Source organism: Arachidicoccus ginsenosidivorans, from assembly GCF_007971385.1.
Lineage (GTDB): Bacteria > Bacteroidota > Bacteroidia > Chitinophagales > Chitinophagaceae > Arachidicoccus > Arachidicoccus ginsenosidivorans.
Genome location: NZ_CP042434.1, coordinates 1,038,267 through 1,060,640, shown reverse-complemented (window position 1 = coordinate 1,060,640; position 22,374 = coordinate 1,038,267). Strand labels below are relative to the sequence as shown.

The 22,374-nt window shown below is 42.3% G+C and carries 15 protein-coding genes; 12 read left to right on the top strand and 3 right to left on the bottom strand.

Translation table 11 applies throughout. The features are described from left to right. Nucleotides 1-2 precede the first annotated feature (2 nt). Nucleotides 3-1,040, bottom strand: a complete 1,038-nt coding sequence (locus tag FSB73_RS04200; protein WP_146780259.1) for a hypothetical protein — start codon at nucleotides 1,038-1,040, stop codon at nucleotides 3-5. Between the two features lie 502 nt (nucleotides 1,041-1,542). Between FSB73_RS04200 and FSB73_RS04195 the strand changes: the two genes are divergently transcribed. The 5 genes from FSB73_RS04195 (at nucleotide 1,543) to FSB73_RS26255 (ending at nucleotide 10,170) form a co-directional block, all read left to right on the top strand. Further along, complete coding sequence (locus FSB73_RS04195; protein WP_225974468.1) at nucleotides 1,543-3,900, top strand: S9 family peptidase; 2,358 nt, start codon at nucleotides 1,543-1,545, stop codon at nucleotides 3,898-3,900. Between the two features lie 556 nt (nucleotides 3,901-4,456). Next, complete coding sequence (locus FSB73_RS04190) at nucleotides 4,457-5,770, top strand: TolC family protein (protein WP_146780258.1); 1,314 nt, start codon at nucleotides 4,457-4,459, stop codon at nucleotides 5,768-5,770. A gap of 33 nt (nucleotides 5,771-5,803) precedes the next feature. After that, nucleotides 5,804-6,961, top strand: coding sequence for an efflux RND transporter periplasmic adaptor subunit (locus FSB73_RS04185; RefSeq protein ID WP_146780257.1), 1,158 nt, complete (start codon nucleotides 5,804-5,806; stop codon nucleotides 6,959-6,961). Between the two features lie 60 nt (nucleotides 6,962-7,021). Next, nucleotides 7,022-8,599, top strand: coding sequence for an efflux RND transporter permease subunit (locus FSB73_RS26260; RefSeq protein WP_262712485.1), 1,578 nt, complete (start codon nucleotides 7,022-7,024; stop codon nucleotides 8,597-8,599). A gap of 20 nt (nucleotides 8,600-8,619) precedes the next feature. Then, nucleotides 8,620-10,170, top strand: a complete 1,551-nt coding sequence (locus FSB73_RS26255) for an efflux RND transporter permease subunit (protein ID WP_394344822.1) — start codon at nucleotides 8,620-8,622, stop codon at nucleotides 10,168-10,170. A gap of 321 nt (nucleotides 10,171-10,491) precedes the next feature. On the opposite strand, the gene hppD is transcribed toward FSB73_RS26255, so the two are convergent. Both hppD and FSB73_RS04170 read right to left on the bottom strand, forming a co-directional pair. Beyond that, a complete protein-coding gene (gene hppD, locus FSB73_RS04175; RefSeq protein ID WP_146780256.1) occupies nucleotides 10,492-11,673 on the bottom strand; it encodes a 4-hydroxyphenylpyruvate dioxygenase in 1,182 nt (393 codons plus the stop codon). A gap of 342 nt (nucleotides 11,674-12,015) precedes the next feature. Continuing rightward, the gene (locus tag FSB73_RS04170; RefSeq protein ID WP_146780255.1) at nucleotides 12,016-13,176 is read right to left on the bottom strand and encodes a homogentisate 1,2-dioxygenase; all 1,161 of its coding nucleotides are present in this window, start codon (nucleotides 13,174-13,176) and stop codon (nucleotides 12,016-12,018) included. Between the two features lie 672 nt (nucleotides 13,177-13,848). Here FSB73_RS04170 and FSB73_RS04165 point away from each other — a divergent pair. From FSB73_RS04165 to FSB73_RS04135, 7 genes are all read left to right on the top strand, one after another. Next, nucleotides 13,849-14,853 (top strand): fumarylacetoacetate hydrolase family protein, encoded by a 1,005-nt coding sequence (locus FSB73_RS04165; RefSeq protein ID WP_146780254.1) that lies wholly within the window; start codon nucleotides 13,849-13,851, stop codon nucleotides 14,851-14,853. Nucleotides 14,854-14,939: 86 nt separating this feature from the next. Then, on the top strand, nucleotides 14,940-15,845 hold the full coding sequence (locus FSB73_RS04160; protein WP_225974467.1) for a flavin reductase family protein: 906 nt from the start codon (nucleotides 14,940-14,942) through the stop codon (nucleotides 15,843-15,845). Further along, a complete protein-coding gene (locus tag FSB73_RS04155; protein ID WP_146780253.1) occupies nucleotides 15,824-17,059 on the top strand; it encodes a winged helix DNA-binding domain-containing protein in 1,236 nt (411 codons plus the stop codon). The genes FSB73_RS04160 and FSB73_RS04155 overlap by 22 nt, the downstream gene beginning before the upstream one ends. Before the next feature lie 271 nt (nucleotides 17,060-17,330). Further along, complete coding sequence (locus FSB73_RS04150) at nucleotides 17,331-18,869, top strand: ATP-binding protein (RefSeq protein ID WP_146780252.1); 1,539 nt, start codon at nucleotides 17,331-17,333, stop codon at nucleotides 18,867-18,869. Between the two features lie 182 nt (nucleotides 18,870-19,051). After that, nucleotides 19,052-19,756, top strand: a complete 705-nt coding sequence (gene mtgA / locus FSB73_RS04145) for a monofunctional biosynthetic peptidoglycan transglycosylase (protein ID WP_146780251.1) — start codon at nucleotides 19,052-19,054, stop codon at nucleotides 19,754-19,756. Nucleotides 19,757-19,889: 133 nt separating this feature from the next. After that, on the top strand, nucleotides 19,890-20,615 hold the full coding sequence (gene kdsB / locus FSB73_RS04140) for a 3-deoxy-manno-octulosonate cytidylyltransferase (RefSeq protein ID WP_146780250.1): 726 nt from the start codon (nucleotides 19,890-19,892) through the stop codon (nucleotides 20,613-20,615). A 136-nt stretch (nucleotides 20,616-20,751) separates the two neighbouring features. Further along, on the top strand, nucleotides 20,752-22,149 hold the full coding sequence (locus tag FSB73_RS04135; RefSeq protein WP_146780249.1) for a DUF6600 domain-containing protein: 1,398 nt from the start codon (nucleotides 20,752-20,754) through the stop codon (nucleotides 22,147-22,149). Nucleotides 22,150-22,374: the final 225 nt, after the last annotated feature.

The following is a 22,374-nucleotide window of genomic DNA, read 5'->3' as shown; positions in this document are numbered from 1 at the left end:
TATTAAGATTGATCCAATGTTTTTGGAGCAGTAATAGGCTGAAAAGGCTGTATGTTCAGTGCATACCTAACCCAATTATCAAAACTGTATTTTTCCTTAATGATTGGGTCAATAGTTTTATAAGGCTTATTAATAAATGAAATCAAAGTATTAATATCATCATGCCCATAAATAAATATATTGTCAGGATGGTAGAAATCGTAGTCCTTGACTGAATTGTTATTTGTAATAATTTTCTTTTCAAAACACAGTGCTTCATAAAATCTCAGAGAGAGACCTCTGTGTGCGCATATGGTAATATCTACTAGTATGCTTGAAGATTTTACTTCTTCAATATTTTCCTCGTATGTTTTGATTTTTTGAGTCAGCGTAAAACTCTTGTTACCCTCTTCGGCTTTTCTTGATTTTCTTGAATAAAGAAAGAATTTTGTAGAAATACCGGCGGAGATTAAAATGGGGGATAAGGTTTCTAAAATTTCTTTTCTGTCTCTATTAAAAGAACCCACAAAATAAGCCCCTGTCGCCACAGCTTGGCGAGTCGCTAATAACTCAGGGATTGTAAAATAGAAATTACCAATAAAAGGTAGATTAAGGTTATTAAAGTGAACATCACTGGGATCAAAAATAAAAAACCTATCAAAAATGGGAATATATTTTTCGATCCATGGAAACCTTCCCATCCCATCCCATTGATAACCGATTAAATAGTTGGATTTGTTTTTAATTTGCGCCAAAACTTCAGGTGGATAAGTGTCAGGACGGATAACTATTGCGTAATCAGCCTTTTCTTTCAAAAGGGTTAATTTTTTATCCATTAAATGTTTTTGCGCCGCAAACCTGAGCTTGTCCTTATAAGACTTGTCTTTAAAAATTGTTTTCTGGATAAAATTAATTAGGCGTTGGTTGAAATTTTTATATTTAAATCCTTTGTAATCAAAGCTAAGGTCAATTACTTCGAATCCTAAAATTTGTAGATTGTCCTTGATGAGATTTCCCAAACCATAAACTGCAGGCAATCCTAAGATTATTTTTTTATTCATAAATACTTTTAAATCAGACTAACGATATTATTCTATTATTATGTGTGTGCAATTAAGATGGTCAAATTTAATATTTTGGTTCAAGCACGATCATTCATCCATGTATGCGAGACAAAATTAAGTAATTCAGGTCATCCTTACCATTATTTGAAACAAGAATTGTGCAACAAATTTTGGTAATCTTTTCAAGGACTTTTGCATAACGATCTTTATAAAGTCTATCATAAGACCTTGTATGGATAGTGAGATGTAGTAAATTAATTAAATGGTTATTCAATTGCTTCATTATTAAATTACTATGCATTTCCATTACAGCGTATAAATAGGTGAAATCCTCCTTTGGGAGCGGGAGGTTGGGCTAATTTATATTGGGATTGAATTAAATGCCTGTTCATTTTTTTCCATTGCTGACACTTTTCAATAACGATCGATAGTTTTCAGGTTGTCAAACATCAATTTTTAATTACCTTAGCCGCACAAATTCATGTAATAACCATTTCATATGCTAAAACCAATGATCGCTATGCTGCTCGCGGGTGGCTTAGTAATAAATGGACTGCCAGTTTGGGCCCAGTCTGAAACCTCAAGTGTTGATCCGGGTGCCTTAACCGCACAGGATTATACAAGAGCCGAAAACTTTTTCAGCTACAATCTAAATCAATATGTCGACAGAGCCAGTGTACGGCCAAACTGGATTAATCATGGTGATCAGTTCTGGTATAGAGTATTAACCCCTAAGGGCAGTGAGTATGTACTGGTAAATGCCAGCAAAGGCAGCCGGGAACCGGCTTTTGATCAAAATAAATTAGCCGGTGCACTGGCCGCCAAAACTGGAGACAGTATTCAGGGAGAGCATTTGCCTTTTAATAATATTCAGTTCTCAGAAGACCTGAGAACCGTTTCTTTTGTCTATAAAAGGCAGTGGTGGCATTACGATACCAGAAAAAATCAATTGACAGCATCGGATGCTGGCAAAACTGATATTAAACACGGCCCACTTATAAAAGCAGACAAAGAGCCCGGCGTAATCTCTCCCGATAAAACCAAAGAGGTTTTTGTCAGAGATTATAATCTTTGGGTCAGAAGCCTGGTGGATGGTAAGGAAACCCAGTTGACTACAGATGGCATTAAAGATTTTGGCTATAGTACTGATAATGCCGGTTGGGTACATTCCAACCGCGCTGTAGTGGCCTGGTCCCCCGATTCTAAAAAAGTCGCCACCTATAAACAGGATCAGCGTAATGTCCATGACATGTATCTGGTCTCCACCAATGTAGGTGCCCCAAAACTGGAGTCCTGGAAATACGAACTTCCAGGGGATACGGCTATTTTTAAAATTCACCGTTGCATAGTATATGTGGATCAACCTCGGGTCGTGATGCTTGAGGTGCCGGCAGACCCACGCAGGTCCACCCTAAGCGATAATATTAGTAGTGGTGGCAAAATGAATGATATAGACTGGAGTGAGGATGGCAGCAAAGTAGCCTTTGTTTCGACTTCAAGAGATCATAAGATTGAAAAAGTAAGGATCGCAGATGCGAACACGGGCACTGTCAGGGAAGTTTTCCAGGAAACAGTCCCCACTCAGTTTGAATCCGGCTGGGACGCCATCAACTGGCGGTATTTAAGCAAATCCAATGAGTTTATCTGGTTTTCGGAAAGAGATAATTATGGCCATCTTTATTTATATGATGCAGCCACCGGTAGCCTGAAAAACCAGATTACCAAAGGGAATTATATCGTGACGGATCTTAGGAAAGTAGATCAAAAGTCAAGAACCCTGTATTTTATGGCCGTAGGCCTGGAAAAACAAAATCCCTATTTTGCCCAGCTTTGCAGTGTAAAAATGGATGGAAGCGATTTTAAAATACTGACACCAGAGGTTGGTAATCATTCCATTAGCTTTAGCCCGGATGAAAAGCATTTTGTGGATGCGTATTCTCAACCTAATGTCCCACCCGTGACCTTACTCAGATCTCTGGATGGGAAAAAAACAGTGACCCTTGAAGAAGCCAGCGTAGACAGGCTAAAGGCCATTGGCTGGAAACCAATAACCCCTATTACTGTTAAGGCAGCAGACGGCAAGACAGATCTATATGGCCTGTTATATCTGCCCACCAAGCTGGATCCCAATAAAAAATACCCGATCATTGATTATATCTACCCAGGCCCACAAGGCGGTAGCGTAGGCAGCTGGTCATTTTCCGCTTCTAGAAATGACAATCAATCGCTGGCAGAATTGGGTTTTATTGTCCTGCAACTGGAAGGTTCCAGTAATCCCAACAGAACAAAAAGCTTTCATGATATGAGCTATGGACACATGGCCACCAATACCTTGCCCGATCAGATCGCCGCCATCCGGCAACTGGCTACCCAAAGACCTTATATCGATACCAACAAAGTAGGCATATGGGGGCATTCAGGAGGCGGCTTTGCCACTGCTGCCGCCATGTTTAAATATCCGGATTTCTTTAAAGTAGGTATCGCGGAGTCCGGTAACCATGATAATAGAAATTATGAAGCCGATTGGGGAGAGCGCTATAACGGTCTGGTCCAAAATTCAGATTATGCTCACCAGGCCAATGAGCTTTATGCCGGTCAGTTAAAAGGAAAATTATTACTAGCGCATGGTTTGATGGATGATAATGTACCGCCATCCAATACCATGCTGGTCGTAGAAGCGCTGGAAAAAGCAGGTAAAGACTTTGATCTGATCGTATTTCCAAACAGTCATCATGGATATGGACAGTATAGTACCTATATGATGCGGCGCAGGTGGGATTATTTTGTCAAAAACTTGTTGGGTAAACGACCTCCCAAAGAATTTAAAATTGAATTTAAAAGAGATCCAAGGAATTGATCTATTTAGGAATAAATATAGGCAAATAATTACATCTATTTGTCTGTGAGTGAGTTAAAGCGCATAAAGGCAGCTGATAAAAGGCAACCTTTATGCGCTTGTTTTTTAAGCTTACCAGGCAAGGGTATTTCATTTTTGGGGCGCACAACCCTGATTTTGGGGCAATAAAAAGAAGGTTACTCACCGAAAAATTCACCGAAGCATGGCACCTGGCCACCTCGCCCTATCCATTGATAAACAGGAGTTAATTTAGTTTTCTCAATATATGGAGTCTTGCCTACTTAATGTTAAAATATGTCTTTAAAATTCAAAAATTAAACAGTTGTTTGATTTTTTTGAGGGGAAAGTTTACTTTTGCCACTGCGAAAAACGTTGTTTAAACGTCTATTCGCTAAAAGCATTAAACAAAAGCGCTTTATCGGTACAAAAAAGCAAATCAAAAGATTTAATTTTGGAAAGGGTTTTAGGCTGGTTGGTATAAAATTTAGCTTTTAAGCTGTTTTAGGGAATTTTCCGAGTGAAATAATAACTAAAGTTTGCAATAGAAATTTTTATAATGAGAAAATACATTTGTTTTTTAGGTTTGCTGACGGGACTCACCGCGCAATTAAAAGCACAACAACAACCAGTAATACTGGACAGTGCAACGGTAGAAAATTGCGTACAATATGCCATGGAGCATTACCCGGTGCTCAAACAGTCTTATGTAAATCAGGAGATAACCAATAGCCAGATCAAAGGGAAATTGGCTGACTGGTATCCGCAGATTAATATGGACGCCTCTTATCAGCACTATTTTCAATTGCCAACCACCCTGTTTAATGGTGCGGCCACCAAGTCCGGTGTAAGAAATAGCTCTGGTATACAATTTGGCCTGACGCAAAATATATTTAACCGGGATGCCCTGTTGGCGTCTTCTACCAAAGATATTGTCAAAAAGAGCACCGAGCAGGACATAGAAGCGACAAAAATTGATGTTGCTGTAAATGTAAGCAAGGCATTCTATGACGTTTTACTGACCCAAAAACAAATTCTGGTATTAGATGAGGATATCATTCGTTTAAAGACCAGCCTGAAAGATGCCACCAATCAGTATAAAGGCGGCATCGTGGATAATATTGACTATAAAAGGGCCACCATCTCCTTAAATAATGTTGTGGCACAGCGTCGCAGTAATGCAGAACTTTTAAAAGCAAAATATGCCAATTTAAAGCAATTAATGGGCTATCCGGCAGATCAGCCCTTAAGTCTGCATACGGACAGCACTGCATTGGAAGGCCTGGCGATGATTGATACCACCCAGACAGTCAATGTGATGGATCGTATTGAGTATCAACAATTAAAAACGCAGGAGCAATTGCAGCAGGCGAACCTTAAATATGAAAAATGGAGTTTTATTCCAACACTCTCTGCATTTGCTAATTACAACCTGAGTTATATGAATCAAGATTTTGGTAAGTTATATAATACCAATTATCCCAATTCTTTTGTCGGTCTACAATTGGGTGTACCTATTTTCCAGGGCGGTAAGAGAAAACAAAATATCCGGCAAGCAAGCTTGCAGATAGATCTGGTTAAACTCAATGAGGAAAACTTCCTGAATGCAGCCAATACACAATTTGAGACGGCCATGGCAGTATACAAAAGCGATTTGAATACTTTTTTAGCGCTCAAAGAAAACGTAGAACTGGCCAAAGAAGTTTACAATACCATCACTTTACAATATAAAGCAGGTGTCAAGATTTATCTGGATGTTATCACAGCTGAAACGGATTTACGCAGCGCTCAGGTAAATTACTCCAATGCGCTTTATCAATTATTAAGTGATAAACTGGATGTAGAACAAGCATTAGGTCAGATCCATTATTAATTTCCATTCAAAAACTATTAAACCCATCATAAGATGTCTTTTACAAAACTTTCCATCATTGCCGGTACAGCCCTACTGACACTGGCGGTCTCCTGTAAATCTTCCAAAAAACAAGCCGCTCAGGCAGGGCCAGGTGCAGCGCCGGTCGTATCTGTGGGCGTGGATACCGTTCGTCCAGGAGATGCTGTTTATTATGTTCAGTATCCAGGTACGGTTACTGCACTAAAAGATGTAACCTTATTATCGCAGGTCAGCGGCTATGTAACCGGGATTTATTTTAAAGACGGACAGCATGTCTCTAAAGGACAGAAGCTGTATTCCATTGATGCACAGATTTATGATGCCAATGTGCAGAATGCGAAGGCGCAGCTGGAAGTTCAGAAAGCTGCACTGGTAAAGGCACAAAAAGATGCGGAGCGTTATCATCAACTAGATGAGCAGGACGCTATTGCCAAACAGCAGGTGGATTATGCAGATGCTGCCTTGGCTACTGCAGAAAAACAAGTAGCTGCTGCAAAAGCCAACCTGAATGCGGTAGGGGCTAATGCTAAATTTACAACCATTTATGCACCTTTCAGTGGCACCATCGGTATTTCCAGTGTGCGCGTAGGAACATCTGTTGTAGCTGGCAACACCGTTTTAAATCAGATCTCTACCGACAACCCGATGGCGGTAGATTTTAATGTGCCGCAAGAAGAAATCTATCGATTTGAAAAAATCAAAGGTGCTGGCACAGAAATTAAAAATAAAGTGTTTTCCCTGGCTTTTGGCGCGGATACCTATCCTGATTATGGCTCCATTGATTTAATTGACAGAGCGGTGGATCCACAGACCGGTACGGTAAAAGTGCGGCTGTCTTTCAATAATGATAAAAACATGTTGAAAGCCGGTATGACTACCTCGGTTAAAGTGAAAAGCGACAATGGTTCAAACACCTTAATGATTCCTCACAAGGCGGTTATCGAACAATTAGGAGAATACTATGTATATCGCGTAACAGATAGCAATACGGTAACACAGAATAAAATCGAGCTGGGGCAGCCCATCGGTACAAATATTATCGTAAAAAATGGCCTAAGTGCCGGACAGGTGATTGTAACAGAGGGACAACAAAAACTCGCAGAAGGCGCTAAAGTTCAAATAGGAGCGCCAGCGGCAGCTGGAGCACCAGCCGCTGCGGCCACTAAATAAACGGTCAGCAGTCTTAGAGAAAAGCAGCCAATTTTTAATTAGAGCAGAAAAAAATTAGTAATGATAGCAGATACTTTTATAAAACGGCCGGTCACAGCCATTGTCATTTCCATCGTGATCGTGCTGGTAGGGCTGATTGCGATATTTATCTTACCGGTGGCACAATATCCGAGCATTACGCCGCCAACGGTGTCTATTTCCGGAACATTTACCGGGGCCGATGCACAGACCATTGAACAGACAACGACCACGGCCATTGAAACCCAGGTTAACGGTACGCCTGGGATGACCTATATGACCAGTAACAGTACCAGTAGTGGCCAGGCAAGTATTACCGTTAACTTTGAGATTGGAACCGATATCGATATAGCGACCCTGGACGTACAAAACAGGGTAAGTGTGGCAGAGCCAACATTGCCGGATGCGGTAAAACGTATTGGTCTGACCACCAAAAAACGTAACCCTGATATGATGATGGTACTGGCCTTATATTCACCTAAGGGCTCACATAACTCCGAGTTTTTAGGAAACTATGCCAATATCTACCTGAAAGATGCGATTTTGCGTGTACCAGGTGTAGGGGACGTATTTGCGGTAGGCGATGACTTCAGTATGCGTATCTGGTTGAATCCAGAAAAACTGGCGGCCTTTAAACTGACACCATCTGATGTGACCAGTGCTATTGCCGGGCAAAACCTGCAGGTAGCGGCCGGTACCATTGGCGGTAATCCACAGCCAGTAGACCAGGCTTTTGAATATTCCGTCCTGACCAATAGTCGCCTCAATACAGTCGATGAATTTAAGGATATCATTGTAAGAGCAGATCCCACAACTGGATCACTGGTTCGTTTAAGCGATGTAGCCAAAGTCGAACTGGGACACTTTGATTATGGTAAAAACCCTTATGTCAATGGGCATAAAGCGGCGTTCATGCTGATCTATCAGGCGCCCGGTGCTAATGTACTGGAAACCTATGATGGGGTCATGAAGACCCTGGAAACCATGAAAAAATCCTTCCCTAAGGATGTGGATTATGCTGTTCCTAATGAAACAGCGACAGTGGTAAAAGTGTCCATCAATGAGGTATTGCATACCTTTATTGAAGCGCTGATCCTGGTGGTGCTTGTCGTATTCTTGTTCCTGCAAAATATCAGGGCAACCATTATCCCGCTATTAGCCATCCCGGTTTCTCTGATCGGTACCTTTATATTTTTTATCCCACTAGGCTTTACCATTAATACCCTGACGCTCTTTGCCTTTGTGCTGGCCATTGGGATTGTGGTGGATGATGCCATTGTGGTGGTGGAAGCGGTGCAGCACTATATAGATACGGAGCAAATATCGCCCAAAGAAGCGACCAAAAAGGCGATGAACGATATCTCCGGACCTGTTGTGGCCATCGCCCTTATCCTGGCAGCGGTATTTGTACCCGTAAGCTTTATTCCGGGGATTTCCGGACAGCTGTATCAGCAGTTTGCGATCACCATTGCCGTGTCCGTTATTATCTCAGCCTTTGTGGCGCTTTCTCTGACACCGGCGCTTTGTTCTAAGCTGCTGCGTCCACATAAAGAAAAGAAGCGCATCCGCGTGGGATCAATAAATTCTTTGCAGCATTCAACAGATGGTTTGAAAAACTGAGTCATTCTTATACCAGAGCGGTGGGGAATTGGATCAAAAAGACACCGCTGGTCATTGGCCTGCTGGTTGTGTTGGTCGTAGCGCTCATTTATCTTTTCAAAACCAAGCCTACCGGATTTATCCCGCAGGAAGATGAGGGGCGTTTATATGTAACCTATCAGATGCCGGAAGGGACCTCCACGACCAGAAGTATTGCCATGATTAAACAAATCATGGACTCTGTTCAAAGCGTCCCTGCGGTAGATGTGGTGGGTGGTTTGGCCGGGTTAAATATTGCCAACTTCTCTTTTAAATCCAATTCAGGAACCCTGTTTGTCGGATTAAAACCCTGGGATGAGCGTACCAGCGACAGGGATAAATTAAATGGCGTGCTGGCGGAGATTCAAAAAAAGTGCGCCGGATTTAAAGAAGCCACTGTTATGGCCATCGGGCCCCCGGCCATCCCAGGCCTGGGTGCAACAGCCGGCTTTACCTTTGAATTACAACAACGCGGTAGTACAGATAATATTCAGCAGTTTGAAGGAGTCGCCCAGAAGTTTATTGGTGCACTGTTTCAACGCCCGGAAATCGCGATGGCTTATACCTTCTTTAATACGAAGACACCGGCTTATCAGATAAATGTCAATAGAGATAAAGCGCGTAAATTGGGTGTCCAGGTATCAGATGTGTACAGCACGATGTCCACGCTATTAGGTAGTAGTTATATCAATGACTTCAACCTGTATGGCCGTAACTTTAGGGTCGTGGCACAGGCAGACAGCACTTTCAGGGCAACGCCATCAGATCTGAATGACTATTACGTAAGAAATGCCGTCGGTAATATGATCCCAGTGGGTTCTTTAATCGATTCTGTACAGACCATCGAACAGCCGGCTGTTATTTCTCACTTTAATATTTATCGTTCCATTGAAATCTCAGGGGCGCCCAAGCCCGGATATAGTAGCGGTCAGGCCATTGATGCACTTAAGGAAGTAGCCGCTCAGGTATTGCCTGAAGGCTATGGTTATGAATTCTCTGGTATGTCCAGAGAAGAAATCAAGGCAGGTCAAAGTACAGCACTCGTATTTGCGGCCTCTATTATATTCGTATTCTTGTTTTTGGCAGCCTTGTATGAAAGCTGGAGCGTCCCGTTTGCGGTACTTTTCGCTGTACCGGTCGGATTATTTGGATCCATGCTGACCTTGCACTTCCTGCCAGATCTGACCAATAATATTTATGCCCAGATTGGTATGATTACCCTGATTGGTCTGGCGGCCAAAAACGCCATTCTGATTGTGGAATTTGCAAATGAAGGGGTGCAGCAGGGTCGAGATATTGTCGAGGCGACCCTGCACGCGGTGCAGATTCGTCTTCGACCGATCCTTATGACCTCCCTGGCCTTTATTTTGGGCGTAATGCCACTGGCTTTCGCCTCAGGTGCCGCTTCGGTATCCAGAAGGACCATTGGCTGGACGGTAATGGGCGGAATGGTTGCCGCTACCTCGCTGGCCATCTTTATTGTGCCTGTGTGGTTTGTGCTCATCGCCAAACTTGCCAAACGTAAAAAGATAAAAGTAGAACTGCGCGAATGACGGCTAGGCTAACAGCCAAGTTGCAGCTCACTTAACAAATAAGCATGGTTTTTTAGGTGAAGAAAAATCCCCGGTTTTATTTTGTTGTAAAACAAAATAATGACTGGGGATTTTAAATTTAAGCAGGGCAGAACGGCGCGGAACATGAAGGGCTGCTTCCATTTCTTCTTGCTAGCCGGGACTTATGCCTTCAAAACGTTTTAAATCACACCAATTATTAGCCAACGCTCCAGACCAGATAAATAAAATGGGGAGATTGCCCCACTTTATTTAAGGTGATGAATGGCTTTTGTTATTAAATGCCGATAAAATTTTTATTTTTTATAAATTGCCCCGGCGCGCCTGTTCCTTTTCAATTGCTTCAAACAACGCTTTAAAATTACCCGCACCAAAACTCTGCGCGCCTCTGCGTTGAATGATTTCAAAGAAAAGGGTAGGCCGGTCCTCTACAGGTTTGGTAAAGATTTGCAATAAATAGCCTTCCTCATCACTATCGACCAGTATGCCTAATTCCTGTAGTGGTTGGATATCTTCTTTGATCTCTCCAACACGCACTGTCAGTTCTTCATAATAGGTCGCTGGCGGTGCGCTAAGGAATTCCACACCCCGCGCCTTTAAGGCGCGAACCGTAGCCACAATATCATGCGTAGCGACAGCTATATGCTGTACCCCTTCGCCTTCATAGAACTCCAGATATTCTTCGATCTGAGATTTCTTCTGGCCTTCAGCCGGTTCATTAATAGGGAATTTTGCATAACCATTCCCATTGCTCATGACCTTACTCATCAGGGCTGAATACTCCGTATTGATTTGTTTGTCATCAAATGAAAGAATATTCACAAATCCCATGACATCTTCATACCATTTAACGGTAGGCAACATCCGGTTCCAGCCTACATTACCCACACAGTGGTCAACGTAGAGTAAGCCCACGGGTTCAGGTGCGTAATCAGGTGTCCATTTTGTATATCCAGGCATAAAGGCACCCTGATAGTTTTTGCGCTCGATAAACATATGCACGGTCTCTCCATAGGTATAAATACCGGAGCGCCAGATCTCCCCATCTTTATCTTCCAATCTTTCCGGAGGCAAATAAGCTTTGGCCCCTCTTTTAATAGTTTGTTCAAAAGCACTACGGGCGTCATCCACCCAAAGGGCCAGTATTTTCACGCCATCCCCGTGCTTTTTTACATGTTCAGCGATTTTTGAATCCGAATGCAGGGCAGTTGTAAGTACAAGCCTTATTTTCCCCTGTTGTAATACATAAGAAGCAAAAGCTCTTTCTCCTGTCTCAGGGCCGCAGTAGGCCACTGGCTGGAAGCCAAAGGCACTCTGATAATAATGTGCCGCCTGCTTGGCATTGCCTACATAAAATTCAATGTAATCCGTGCCATTAATAGGCAGAAAGTTTTCGGCCTTGGCTATTTTTTCGGCAAATGTTGCTGGCTGCTTGTGTGCAGTTTCTGGTAGGTTACCTGAAGTCGTATCTGTATTAGTTTGCATAATATTTTTTGTTATGTACATTGTTTAGAATAATGCTGTTGCTCAAATAATAATTGTGGTCGCTACGTCACATCTAGGCGCTGTTCAGTAATGACGACTCAAAGGTTCGCCTGTGCGCAGCAGCGCATTTTTGCTTTTGACCACATGGCCATAATTACCTTTCTGCCTAAACTGCGCATGACATTTTTGACAGGTGGGTGCTTTGGTTTGATTATAGAATGCATTTTGGTTATTATAATATTTTAAATATTTGTCTTTTTGTTTTTATGGGTTTGTTCCTGGTTTGATTCAATTGTTGATCACTTATTGGATCCATTTAATCAGTATGCCTGTCTAAAATGATTACTGCGATTGCCAGCTTTTATAATAATCAGGATCTTCAATACCGATGGCATATTCAGTCAATTTTAAAGGCCTGAATGGGTCAATCATAACGGCCAATTCTTCCGTACTTTCTTTGCCGATGGACTTTTCCACGGTTCCCGGATGGGGGCCATGTGGAATGCCGCCTGGGTGCAGCGTGATTTGTCCCTTTTCCACGCTTTTGCGACTCATAAAATCTCCGTCCACATAATAGAGCACTTCGTCACTGTCAACATTGGAGTGATTATAGGGTGCAGGGATAGAAAGCGGATGATAATCATATTTTCTGGGTACAAAAGAACAAACCACAAAATTTTTCCCTTCAAAGGTCTGATGGACGGGAGGTGGCTGATGGAGCCTGCCGGTAATGGGTTCAAAATCATGGATCGAAAAAGCCCATGGATAATGATAACCGTCCCAGCCGATATAATCAAAGGGATGTGTCCCATAAATATAGGGGTAAATTAACCCTTGTTTTTTGATCAGAATTTTAAAATCGCCCTGCTCATCATTGGTTTGTAGGTTTTGGGGAATCCGGATATCTCTTTCACAGTAAGGGGCATGTTCCATTAATTGCCCTGCCTTATTGAGGTATTTACCTGGAATCCTTAACGGGCTGAAACTTTCCACAATAAACAGCCGGTTATCTGTATCATCAAAGTGCATCTGATAGATGGTACCTCTGGGGATCATCAGGTAATCACCATAACCAAAGGTGATTTCTCCATAGCCGGTTTTTAGTACGCCAGATCCCTTATGAACGAAAATCATTTCATCTGCCTGACTGTTTTTGAAAAAGTAATCCGTCATGGACTGTTTTGGGGCAGCCAGGATAATATGAAGGTCGTCATTGACCAGCACCGGCTTTCTGCTGTCCAGGTAATCATCTACGGGAGTAATATTAAACCCCTTAAGACTGGTATGTTTTAAATGTTTTTCACGGGCGATTACTGGTGACACATCATAAGGATCTCCTAGTATTTTAACCAGTGTAGGTGGATGCGTATGATAAACCAATGAATATACGCTGGAAAATCCCTCGGTAGACACTAATTCTTCCGCGTATAGACTGCCATCCGGCTGGCGGAACTGGGTATGTCTTTTGTGCGGAATACTGCCTGCTTGATGATAAAAAGGCATAACTGTAATGATTTAAGTAAATTGAATTGGAATGGTAATAACGAAGACCTTTTGCGCCCTTACCGGTATTTACCTTTTCTTGACTTAATGTTCCTTCACTTGCTTTGTTTTCGTTTAGCTTCACTGGCCGCTTTTCTCTACTTTTCTGTTATGGGCAGAAAGCCAAGTGAAATTTAAAAGCATGAATGAATAATGAGTGACGAGGAATTAGCGGTTTGGTTAATCCAAATATCACTTTTCTATTATTTATTAGGGACAATTAGGACAAAATAAAAGGGGGGTGCACCGCCTTTGCTATGGCTATGGCTAAGGTCGTGGCCCTCTGGCAAGATCCAGGATCAATATTGGGCAAAAACCAACTTCGCTACCAGTTGGTGCTGGAAACGTGCCCTAAACTCCAGGGAGCTATAGGTCTTGGTGATATATTGAATTGCCAAATGCATCATAAATGGTTGTTATCCTATTTAATTTAAGATAAGTCTAAGTTACGGCTTCTTTAAGGAACAGCCGTCACTGGCCGCGAATTTATAGAACTTTTATAACAATTGTTAGTTTTTGTAGTAATTTTTATTAGCTTCGTCCCGTAAATTGTGTGTAAAAAGGCTTAGATAAGCAAATTGGCAGAAAAAAGCCTTTTTACACTATTGCAAGAACCATAAAAACGATTTATTTATGAAGCTGGTCTCCTACAAAACGGATGGTTACGAACACCTTGGGATATATTATAAAGGACATATCTATAACCTGAATAGCTGTGATAAACAAATCCCGGATAATATGCGGGACTTTTTAGCTGGGGAGGCGCCGCTAATGAAAAGGGCTGCAGATGTGCATCAACAGCTGGAACAAGGTAAACTTTATAAAGAAGAGGTATTCTATGAGCTGATTGCACCAGTACCGCATCCTACATCCTGCAGAGACGGATATGCTTTTAGACAGCATGTGGCCACCGCCAGAAGAAACAGAAAAGTAGACATGATAGCGGAGTTCGACCAGTTTCCTATTTTCTACTTTACCAACCATAATGCAATTGTAGGCCCCGGTGATGTAAAACTGATGCCCGATCATTTTAAGCGATTAGACTTTGAACTGGAAATAGCCGTTGTAATTGGTAAGAAAGGCCGCAATATAACAGCCGCCGAGGCGGATGATTATATTGCCGGATTTACCATTATGAATGATCTAAGCGCACGAACCCTGCAAATGGAGGAAATGAAACTTAATTTAGGTCCGGCAAAAGGCAAAGATTTTGCAACGGTTATTGGACCCTGGCTGGTTACTCCAGATGAACTTGCCCCTTTTCTTTCAACCACCAAACAAGGCCATACCGGTAAAAGCTATGATCTGCAAATGACTTGCAAAGTTAACGGTAAACAGGTATCTGCAGGAAATGCAAAAGACATGGACTGGACCTTTGCCGAGATTATTGAAAGGTGTGCCTATGGTGCAGACATTCTGCCCGGCGATGTGATCGGTTCCGGCACAGTTGGTACGGGTTGTTTTTTAGAACTTAACGGGACCGGACAACTCAATGATCCCGATTATCCGGTTCAGTGGCTGCAACCTATGGATCAGGTAGAACTGGAAATTACCGGTTTGGGCAGCCTGCAAAATGTGATGGTGTTAGACAAAGATGCCGGTGGCTTTTCGCTATTGGCCCTAAAAAAGAATGTTTAAAATGAGCCATTAGTCAATGATTTATTGGCCATTTTATAATTAGAATAATCGTAAATTTTCGTTTCGCAAATTAAAGCAAGTATGCTATGTCATCAATTCGTAGCCTGGACCCAGCCGCTATGTCCATAGCCGATCTGCAGTTCTGTCTGCAACATGGGATTGCACCCAGGCCGATCTGCTTTGTCTCTACCATCAATAAGGAAGGGCAAATAAATTTGAGTCCATTTAGTTTTTTTAATCTTTTTTCTACTAATCCGCCTGTCTGTATATTTTCTCCGGCCAGAAGGGTCAGGGATAATACCACTAAACATTCCCTGGAAAATGTGTTGGAAGTGCCTGAAGCAGTCATTAATATTGTAAGTTACAGTATGGTTCAGCAAACCAGTCTGTCCAGTACGGAGTATCCGAAAGGTGTCAATGAGTTTGAAAAGGCTGGATTTACAATGGAAAGCGCTGATTTAGTGCGCCCGCCAAGGGTGCTGGAGTCGCCTATGCAGCTGGAATGTAAAATTACTGAAATAAAACCACTGGGAACTGGCCCTGGCGCAGGCAACCTGGTCTTTGCAGAAATTATTAGAATTCATTTAAGGGAAGAAGTGCTAAATGATCAGGGGCAGATTGATCAGGCCAAAATCGATTTGGTGGCAAGATTGGGCGCCAATTGGTACCTTAGAGTAACACCTGAGAATTTATTTGAAGTGGAAAAACCACTGCGCACAATGGGGATCGGCGTTGATCAGTTACCTAAAAGTGCACAGTTATCGGAGATTCTTACCGGCAATGATCTGGGCAGACTAGGCAATATGCAGCAGTTGCCTACCCAAAAACAGTTAGCTGAATTAAAGTTCTTGCCAGAGATAATAGCTATCTTTAATGCAGGTTTAAATGACGTGCAGTGCTATAAAGCACTGCACTTATATGCCCAAAAATGTATTCAGGAAAATAAACTCGAAAAAGCATTGGCAGTACTATGGCTACGACCTCCAAAATAAAGGATGGAAATAAAGACCATCCACTTCTTGCCGCTAGAATGAAGGCGCAATTACTTACTTGTCATGAGGTGTCTACTGTACAGACACTGGTTCAAAAAATGGGCGCATTGCAGGCGCAACATCTGGAAATGACACAGTGGGCCATTGGGAAAAGACTTAGTTTATGTTCACGGGGCGAGGCCGTGACAGCAGCAGACGTTCAAAAGGCATTGGAAAAAGGACATATCGTGCGTACCCATGCACTTAGGCCAACATGGCAATTACTTTCTGGAGAGGATTTACTTTGGATATTACAATTGACTGGCCCCGCAATTAAAAAGACGCTTTTTTCAAGAGATAAGCATTTGGGTATTGAGGAAAAAGAATATGTCCGTTCGGACAAGGCTATTTACCGCATTTTGGAAAAACACCCGCATTTAAGTCGGCAGGAATTGATCACAGCGCTCACCCAATTAGGGTTTGCAATGGATGAATACCGCAGCAATCACTATATTATGCATGCTGAACTGCAGGGGATTATTTGTAGTGGCCCTGTAAGTAATGACAAGCATACTTACGCATTACTTGAAAAAGTATTGGGCAAAAATTATAAAAAGGCAGAAAAACTTAAAAATACACTTAAGGACCAGGCTGGCGTTCAGCAGCTAGCCAGCCGTTACTTTTCCACCAGAGGTCCTGCCAGTTTGCAGGATTTTGCCTGGTGGTCTGGCTTAGGTATTACACAGATCAAAAAAGCGATTGCAGCCTTAGGAGATAAGATAATGCTAGCGGAAGATCCATTTTTAAAAGAGCAACAAACAGCAGGCACAGCCTATTATCAGATGGCATCAAATATAAGCGCTGGAAGACCAGGCCTTGCAGCCTTAATTTCTGAAAGGTTAGATGCAAATCTGCAATTTTTGGCCGCCTTTGACGAATACCTGATCAGTTATAAAGATCGGACGGCCATGTTGCCCGCTGCCTATAATAAACAGATTATAACGGTGAACGGATTATTCAGACCGGCTGTTGTTGAAAAGGGGCAGGTTATTGCCGGTTGGCAGGTTGAAAAACAAATCCACAAAGGTGCTAAAACAGGACTCAAAATAAAGCTATTACCCTTTACACCCTTAAATACTGCTGCACAAAAACAAATATTGAAGCTGGCGGAGCCAGAAGCGTTGGCTTATGCCAGGTTTAGAAAATTACCCCTTGAGGCATTGGTGATGGGGTAGGGCGCAAGTTTGTGTTACTTTTTACGAAGGTAAATTGATGTAGACTTGTCAGAAAGTACGCATGCTCACGCAAAATATTAGAGCCAGATGAAACCGTCCCAAAGATACTCTTTGATCGTGGAAAGACTTAAGGCGAATGCGTCAGCGGTATAAGGAAGGTAATAATTTGGATAGCATAAAGTCTGGTGAGTGCATAGGGTATAAAGTGTTAGGTCTGGCTACTGGGCTTATTTGCCATAAAAAAAACTTTATATCTTCGTATCTTCGCTATATGTTACAACAATATCCTATTGGCCTTCAGAGTTTCCAGGAAATCCGGGAAGGAGGTTATGTTTATGTAGATAAAACCCAGGCGATTTACCAATTGGTGAAAACGGGCAAATATTATTTTCTAAGCCGTCCCAGGCGATTTGGCAAAAGTTTACTGGTGGATACGATTGAGGAACTTTTTAAGGGCAGCAAAGAGCTATTTGAAGGCCTGTGGATTTATGACAAATGGGACTGGGCCCAGACCAGTCCGGTGATTCATTTTGATTTTTCGAAGATGGGCGTAAAAACTGCGGGTTTAGAAGGCGCTATTTATGGTGCATTAGAGAAGAATGCAACTCGTTTAGGGATAACGCTTACGAAAAAGGAATATGATCTTAGGTTTGAAGAACTCATTGAAAAAGCATCTGTAAAGGGCCGTGTAGTCATTTTAATTGATGAATACGATAAACCGATCATTGATTTTTTGCAAGAGCCAGAACTAGCGGAATCTAATCGCTCCATTATGAAGAATTTTTATTCGATTGTGAAAGGCAATGATAAGTATATACGTTTTCTACTCATTACAGGTATCAGTCAATTTAGCCAGGTGAGTGTTTTCTCTGATCTGAATAACTTAGATAATATCACTTTAGAACCTCAATATGGTGGACTAATAGGAATAACGCAGCAGGAGCTTGAAGTAAATTTTTCTGAGGAAATTGCAACCTTACAAAAAGACAGGCCCGATATCTTAACACAGATTAAAGATTGGTATGATGGCTACACCTGGGATATGAAAACCTGGGTTTATAACCCATTTTCACTGCTAAAATTTATGAAATACCGTGATTTTGATCCTTACTGGTATGAAACCGGTACACCTACGTTTCTGATTGGGCTACTTAAAAAAGAGTGGAAGTATGATGTGGAAACCTATCAAATGGGCAGACAGTCCTTATCTAATTTTGATACAAAAAACCCAAATATGGGCGCCCTGCTCTTCCAGACAGGGTATCTGACGATTAAAAACATTTCTCCAAACAGAAAGGTTTATGACCTGGGATTTCCCAACCTGGAGGTAAAGTCCAGCTTCCTGGATGGGCTACTGGGTGCTTACAGGGGCATGGAAGGCATAGAATCAGTGGCTGAGATGGACGTCATTAAAAAGGCGTTGAAAGAAGGTGATATACCAGCCATGATTCTTGGGTTAAATGCTATAATCGCCACGACCCCATATGACGTGTGGAAGCCCGATACTGAGTCTATATTTCATGCGCAGACTTCCCTTATTTTCAGGCTGCTAGGCGTGGAAGTCTATAGTGAAGTACACAGTGCCCAGGGCAGATGTGATGTGCTGGTTAAGACCGCCCATTATATTTATGTATTGGAATTAAAGCTGGATGGCAATGCAGGTGAAGCGCTGAAACAGATTAAAGTAGATTTAAATGCAAGGGGTTATCTTACTCCCTACGCTGTAGATCCAAGAAAGAAAATAGCCGTTGGTATTTCTTTTTCATCAAAGACCAGGCAGGTGGAGGAGTACTTGGTGGAAGAGCAGTAAGCTTCCAGAACGGCTGGTCTTTTTAACCAATTTAAGTGGCGCCCTCTTTTTATCATTGAGGGAGGGAGGTACAATAAAACGAACCTTAGGTAGCTGTGACGCCGTCGGTCCAATTATAATATTTCAATGGATCCTTCCAGGTAAGACCGCGTTGCATCCAAATTTGCCATTATCTTTGCCCGGTGAGCAAAATAAAGAAGAGCATTATCTGGCTTTTAAAGACTGTTTTAAAATTATTTATTATATCCGTGTTGTACCTGGTGGTCTGCAAATGGGTAATGCCCCCTATTACACTGACGCAACTAGGCAGTGTAATCAGCGGTAACGGTTTAAAGCGGGATTATGTATCTTATGATCAGATCAGCAGTAATGCAAAACTGGCAGCGATAGCCGGCGAAGATCAATTATTTACAGACCATAGCGGCTTTGACTGGGCGGCGCTCAAACAAAGCCTTGGCAGCGATAAAGGAAAAAGAGCCAGAGGTTCAGCCGCCAGTACCATCAGTCAGCAAACGGCAAAGAATGTATTTTTGTGGCAGGGCAGCGGTGTAACCCGGTATGTTCGTAAAGCAATGGAATTTGTTTATACCAAGCTCATAGAATGGATCTGGGGAAAGAAAAGGATCCTGGAAGTATACCTGAACGTTATAGAAATGGGTAAAGGCATTTACGGTATTCAGGCGGCGGCTAAAAATTATTATCAGAAAGATGCGGCGGATTTAAGTCGAAGTGAGGCGGCTTCTATTATCGCCTGTCTTCCGAATCCCAAGCGCTTTACCGTTAAGCCCAGAAGTAAGTTTGTCAACTTTAAATCGGCCTGGATATTAAGACAAATGCATAATATACAGGGAGATGGTAAAATCAAGGCGCTGATTACGGCCAAATAAAAGAGGTGTAAAAGCCGTCTAAAAAGAGCATAAAAATTGTATATATAAAAGTAGTTGTAAAAGAATATCGAAAAAAAGCAATATTAAAAAATAGGCGTAAGCAGCGGATTACTTACCAACATAATCAATCAATATGAAAGTAGTTGCATTAATACCTGCCAGATATAAGGCCTCCCGTTTTCCAGGAAAACTGATGCAGGACTTGGCCGGAAAAACGGTTATAAGACATACTTATGAAAGGACCCTGGCCACCGGTTTATTTGATCAGGTAATGGTGGCCACGGACAGTGATATTATCTATGAAGAAATTACCCGTCATGGCGGACAGGCCCGGATGACGAAAAGTCATTATGAGAGTGGTAGTGACCGGATCGCAGAAGTGGCTGCTGACATGGAGGTAGAAATAATCCTGAATGTCCAGGGAGATACCCCTTTTATTAATAAGGAAGTATTAAGAAGGCTGATTGCAGCCTTTGAAGATACTACAGTGCAAGTAGCCAGTCTGATGCAGCCATTTGAAGAGGAGCAGCAGATGGAGAATCCGAACTGCGTAAAAGTAGTTGTGGATAAAAACAATAACTCCTTACTGTTTAGCCGCTCCAGAATCCCCTATCCGCGTAATACAGAAATACCGATTCCCTGCTATGAACATAAAGGTGTCTATGCATTTAGAAAAGCTGCACTGATCCAGTTTACCCAGTGGGAAATGACGCCATTAGAACTGGCAGAGAAAATCGAATGCCTAAGGTATTTAGAAAACGGTGTTGCGCTCAGAATGGTTCAGGTGGCTAAAATGGGGGTAGAAATTGATACCCCGGATGATTTGGAAAGAGCCCGCCAACAAATTGAAAATCAATAAAGGAAATCAATTAAACTAATGAGTGGTAGTTAAAATTGCCGCTTTTATTAAACATTGCTTATCCTAGGCCGTCATAGTAATGCAAGTTGGTATTGTACTTGCATGATAACAATTAGTAATTACCTAAAATAATATTATGAAAAAGTATCTTCCATCACTATTAATCCTTTTTACGGGGGCGACTATTGCACTTGGCTGCAATTCAATCGCTTACGCCCAAGGGGATTATGGTAATTATGATAATGGCTATGACAATAACTACGACAATGGAAATAATAACAGTTATGACAATAGTTATGATTATAATAACAACAATTATGACCAAAGTGGTAATGGAGGCGCCGGTGTCCAAATCTCTTTTAACGATTTTTATAGTCAGTTAGCGCCCTATGGCCGTTGGGTCATGGATCCGAACTATGGACGTGTCTGGATTGCCAATGTGCGTAATTTTCAGCCTTATTCCACCAATGGTTATTGGACCTATACCAATTATGGCTGGACCTGGGTGTCCAATTATAACTGGGGCTGGGCGCCGTTTCATTATGGTCGCTGGGGTTTTAGTAATATCAATGGATGGTTCTGGGTTCCAGGCTATGAGTGGGGGCCCGCCTGGGTAGGCTGGAGCTCTAATGCAGATATGTATGGTTGGGCACCACTGGCGCCCGGTACCAGTATCGGTGTTAGTTTCTCCATTGGATCTATTCCGATTAATTTCTGGACATTTATGCCCAGAAGATATTTGGGATATCACAATATCCATAATTACTATATACCCAGAAACCGTTACCGTTCGATTATCAGACGCTCTAACATCATCTCTAACTATCGTAGTGTAGGACGTGGTCATTATGCATTAGGTCCCCAACCCAGAGAGGTTTCACGAAGCACGGGCAGAGCTGTTAGATCCACTAGAATCGTTAATGCAACCAGCACTAGAAATACTGGAGTTAGAAATAATGAGCTCCATATGTATCGCCCGGCAGTAAGGGGTAACAGTTCTAATACAAGAAGTCGTGGCAATGTAAGAAGCAGCGGCACCACACCGACAAGATCAAATAGTAATGTCCAAAGATCAAGTGGTGCTACCAGGTCAACGGCTCCCACTCGTAGTAATACAAATACGAGAAAGACTACGACACCAATAAGAACCCAAAGGGCAACCACTACCCAACAGCGAGCTGCTCAGCAAAGAGCAACGCAGCAAAGAGCGGCCCAAGAGCGTTCAACCCAGCAACGTGCCAGCCAACAAAGAGCCGCCCAGCAGCGTGCTGCTGAGCAAAGAGCTTCCCAGCAGCGGGCAACACAGCAAAGAGCGGCCCAGCAAAAAGCAGCTCAGCAACGTGCTACACAGCAAAGAGCTGCCCAACAGCGTGCCACGCAGCAAAGAGCAGAGCGAGCTACACAGCGGGCTCGGCAGCAACAGACACAACGTGCTGAACGGACCCAGCAAAGGGTAGAGCGGGTGCAGCAAAGAAGCAATACCCGCAGTAATGGTTCCTCTTCTCAAAGTAGAAAAGCCACCAGAAGCAGATAAACTGCAATGGTTTATATTTTAATAAAGGATTTTCTCCTTTCATGCCACACTTACCTAATAAATTAAGTGTGGCATTTTTGTTTTGATTCAGGGTGGATATTAAAAATAGGCATACTTCAAATGTATTACATAATAAGTATGCAATAATTTTAAAGGGTAGAGGAAATTTATTAGTTTTGAATAAGATAGGTTTTATTTCTACGCCTAAATCAAACAATTTTTCAA

Excerpts from the sequence above, each read along its gene's own strand:
- FSB73_RS04170 (WP_146780255.1), bottom strand. The coding sequence starts at position 13,176 with ATGCCTTTTTATCATCAAGCAGGCAGTATTCCGCACAAAAGACATACC.
- FSB73_RS04185 (WP_146780257.1), top strand. The coding sequence starts at position 5,804 with ATGTCTTTTACAAAACTTTCCATCATTGCCGGTACAGCCCTACTGACA.
- FSB73_RS04200 (WP_146780259.1), bottom strand. The coding sequence starts at position 1,040 with ATGAATAAAAAAATAATCTTAGGATTGCCTGCAGTTTATGGTTTGGGA.
- FSB73_RS04195 (WP_225974468.1), top strand. The coding sequence starts at position 1,543 with ATGCTAAAACCAATGATCGCTATGCTGCTCGCGGGTGGCTTAGTAATA.
- FSB73_RS04160 (WP_225974467.1), top strand. The coding sequence starts at position 14,940 with ATGTCATCAATTCGTAGCCTGGACCCAGCCGCTATGTCCATAGCCGAT.
- FSB73_RS04135 (WP_146780249.1), top strand. The coding sequence starts at position 20,752 with ATGAAAAAGTATCTTCCATCACTATTAATCCTTTTTACGGGGGCGACT.
- kdsB (WP_146780250.1), top strand. The coding sequence starts at position 19,890 with ATGAAAGTAGTTGCATTAATACCTGCCAGATATAAGGCCTCCCGTTTT.
- FSB73_RS04190 (WP_146780258.1), top strand. The coding sequence starts at position 4,457 with ATGAGAAAATACATTTGTTTTTTAGGTTTGCTGACGGGACTCACCGCG.
- FSB73_RS04155 (WP_146780253.1), top strand. The coding sequence starts at position 15,824 with ATGGCTACGACCTCCAAAATAAAGGATGGAAATAAAGACCATCCACTT.
- FSB73_RS04150 (WP_146780252.1), top strand. The coding sequence starts at position 17,331 with ATGTTACAACAATATCCTATTGGCCTTCAGAGTTTCCAGGAAATCCGG.
- FSB73_RS26260 (WP_262712485.1), top strand. The coding sequence starts at position 7,022 with ATGATAGCAGATACTTTTATAAAACGGCCGGTCACAGCCATTGTCATT.
- hppD (WP_146780256.1), bottom strand. The coding sequence starts at position 11,673 with ATGCAAACTAATACAGATACGACTTCAGGTAACCTACCAGAAACTGCA.
- FSB73_RS04165 (WP_146780254.1), top strand. The coding sequence starts at position 13,849 with ATGAAGCTGGTCTCCTACAAAACGGATGGTTACGAACACCTTGGGATA.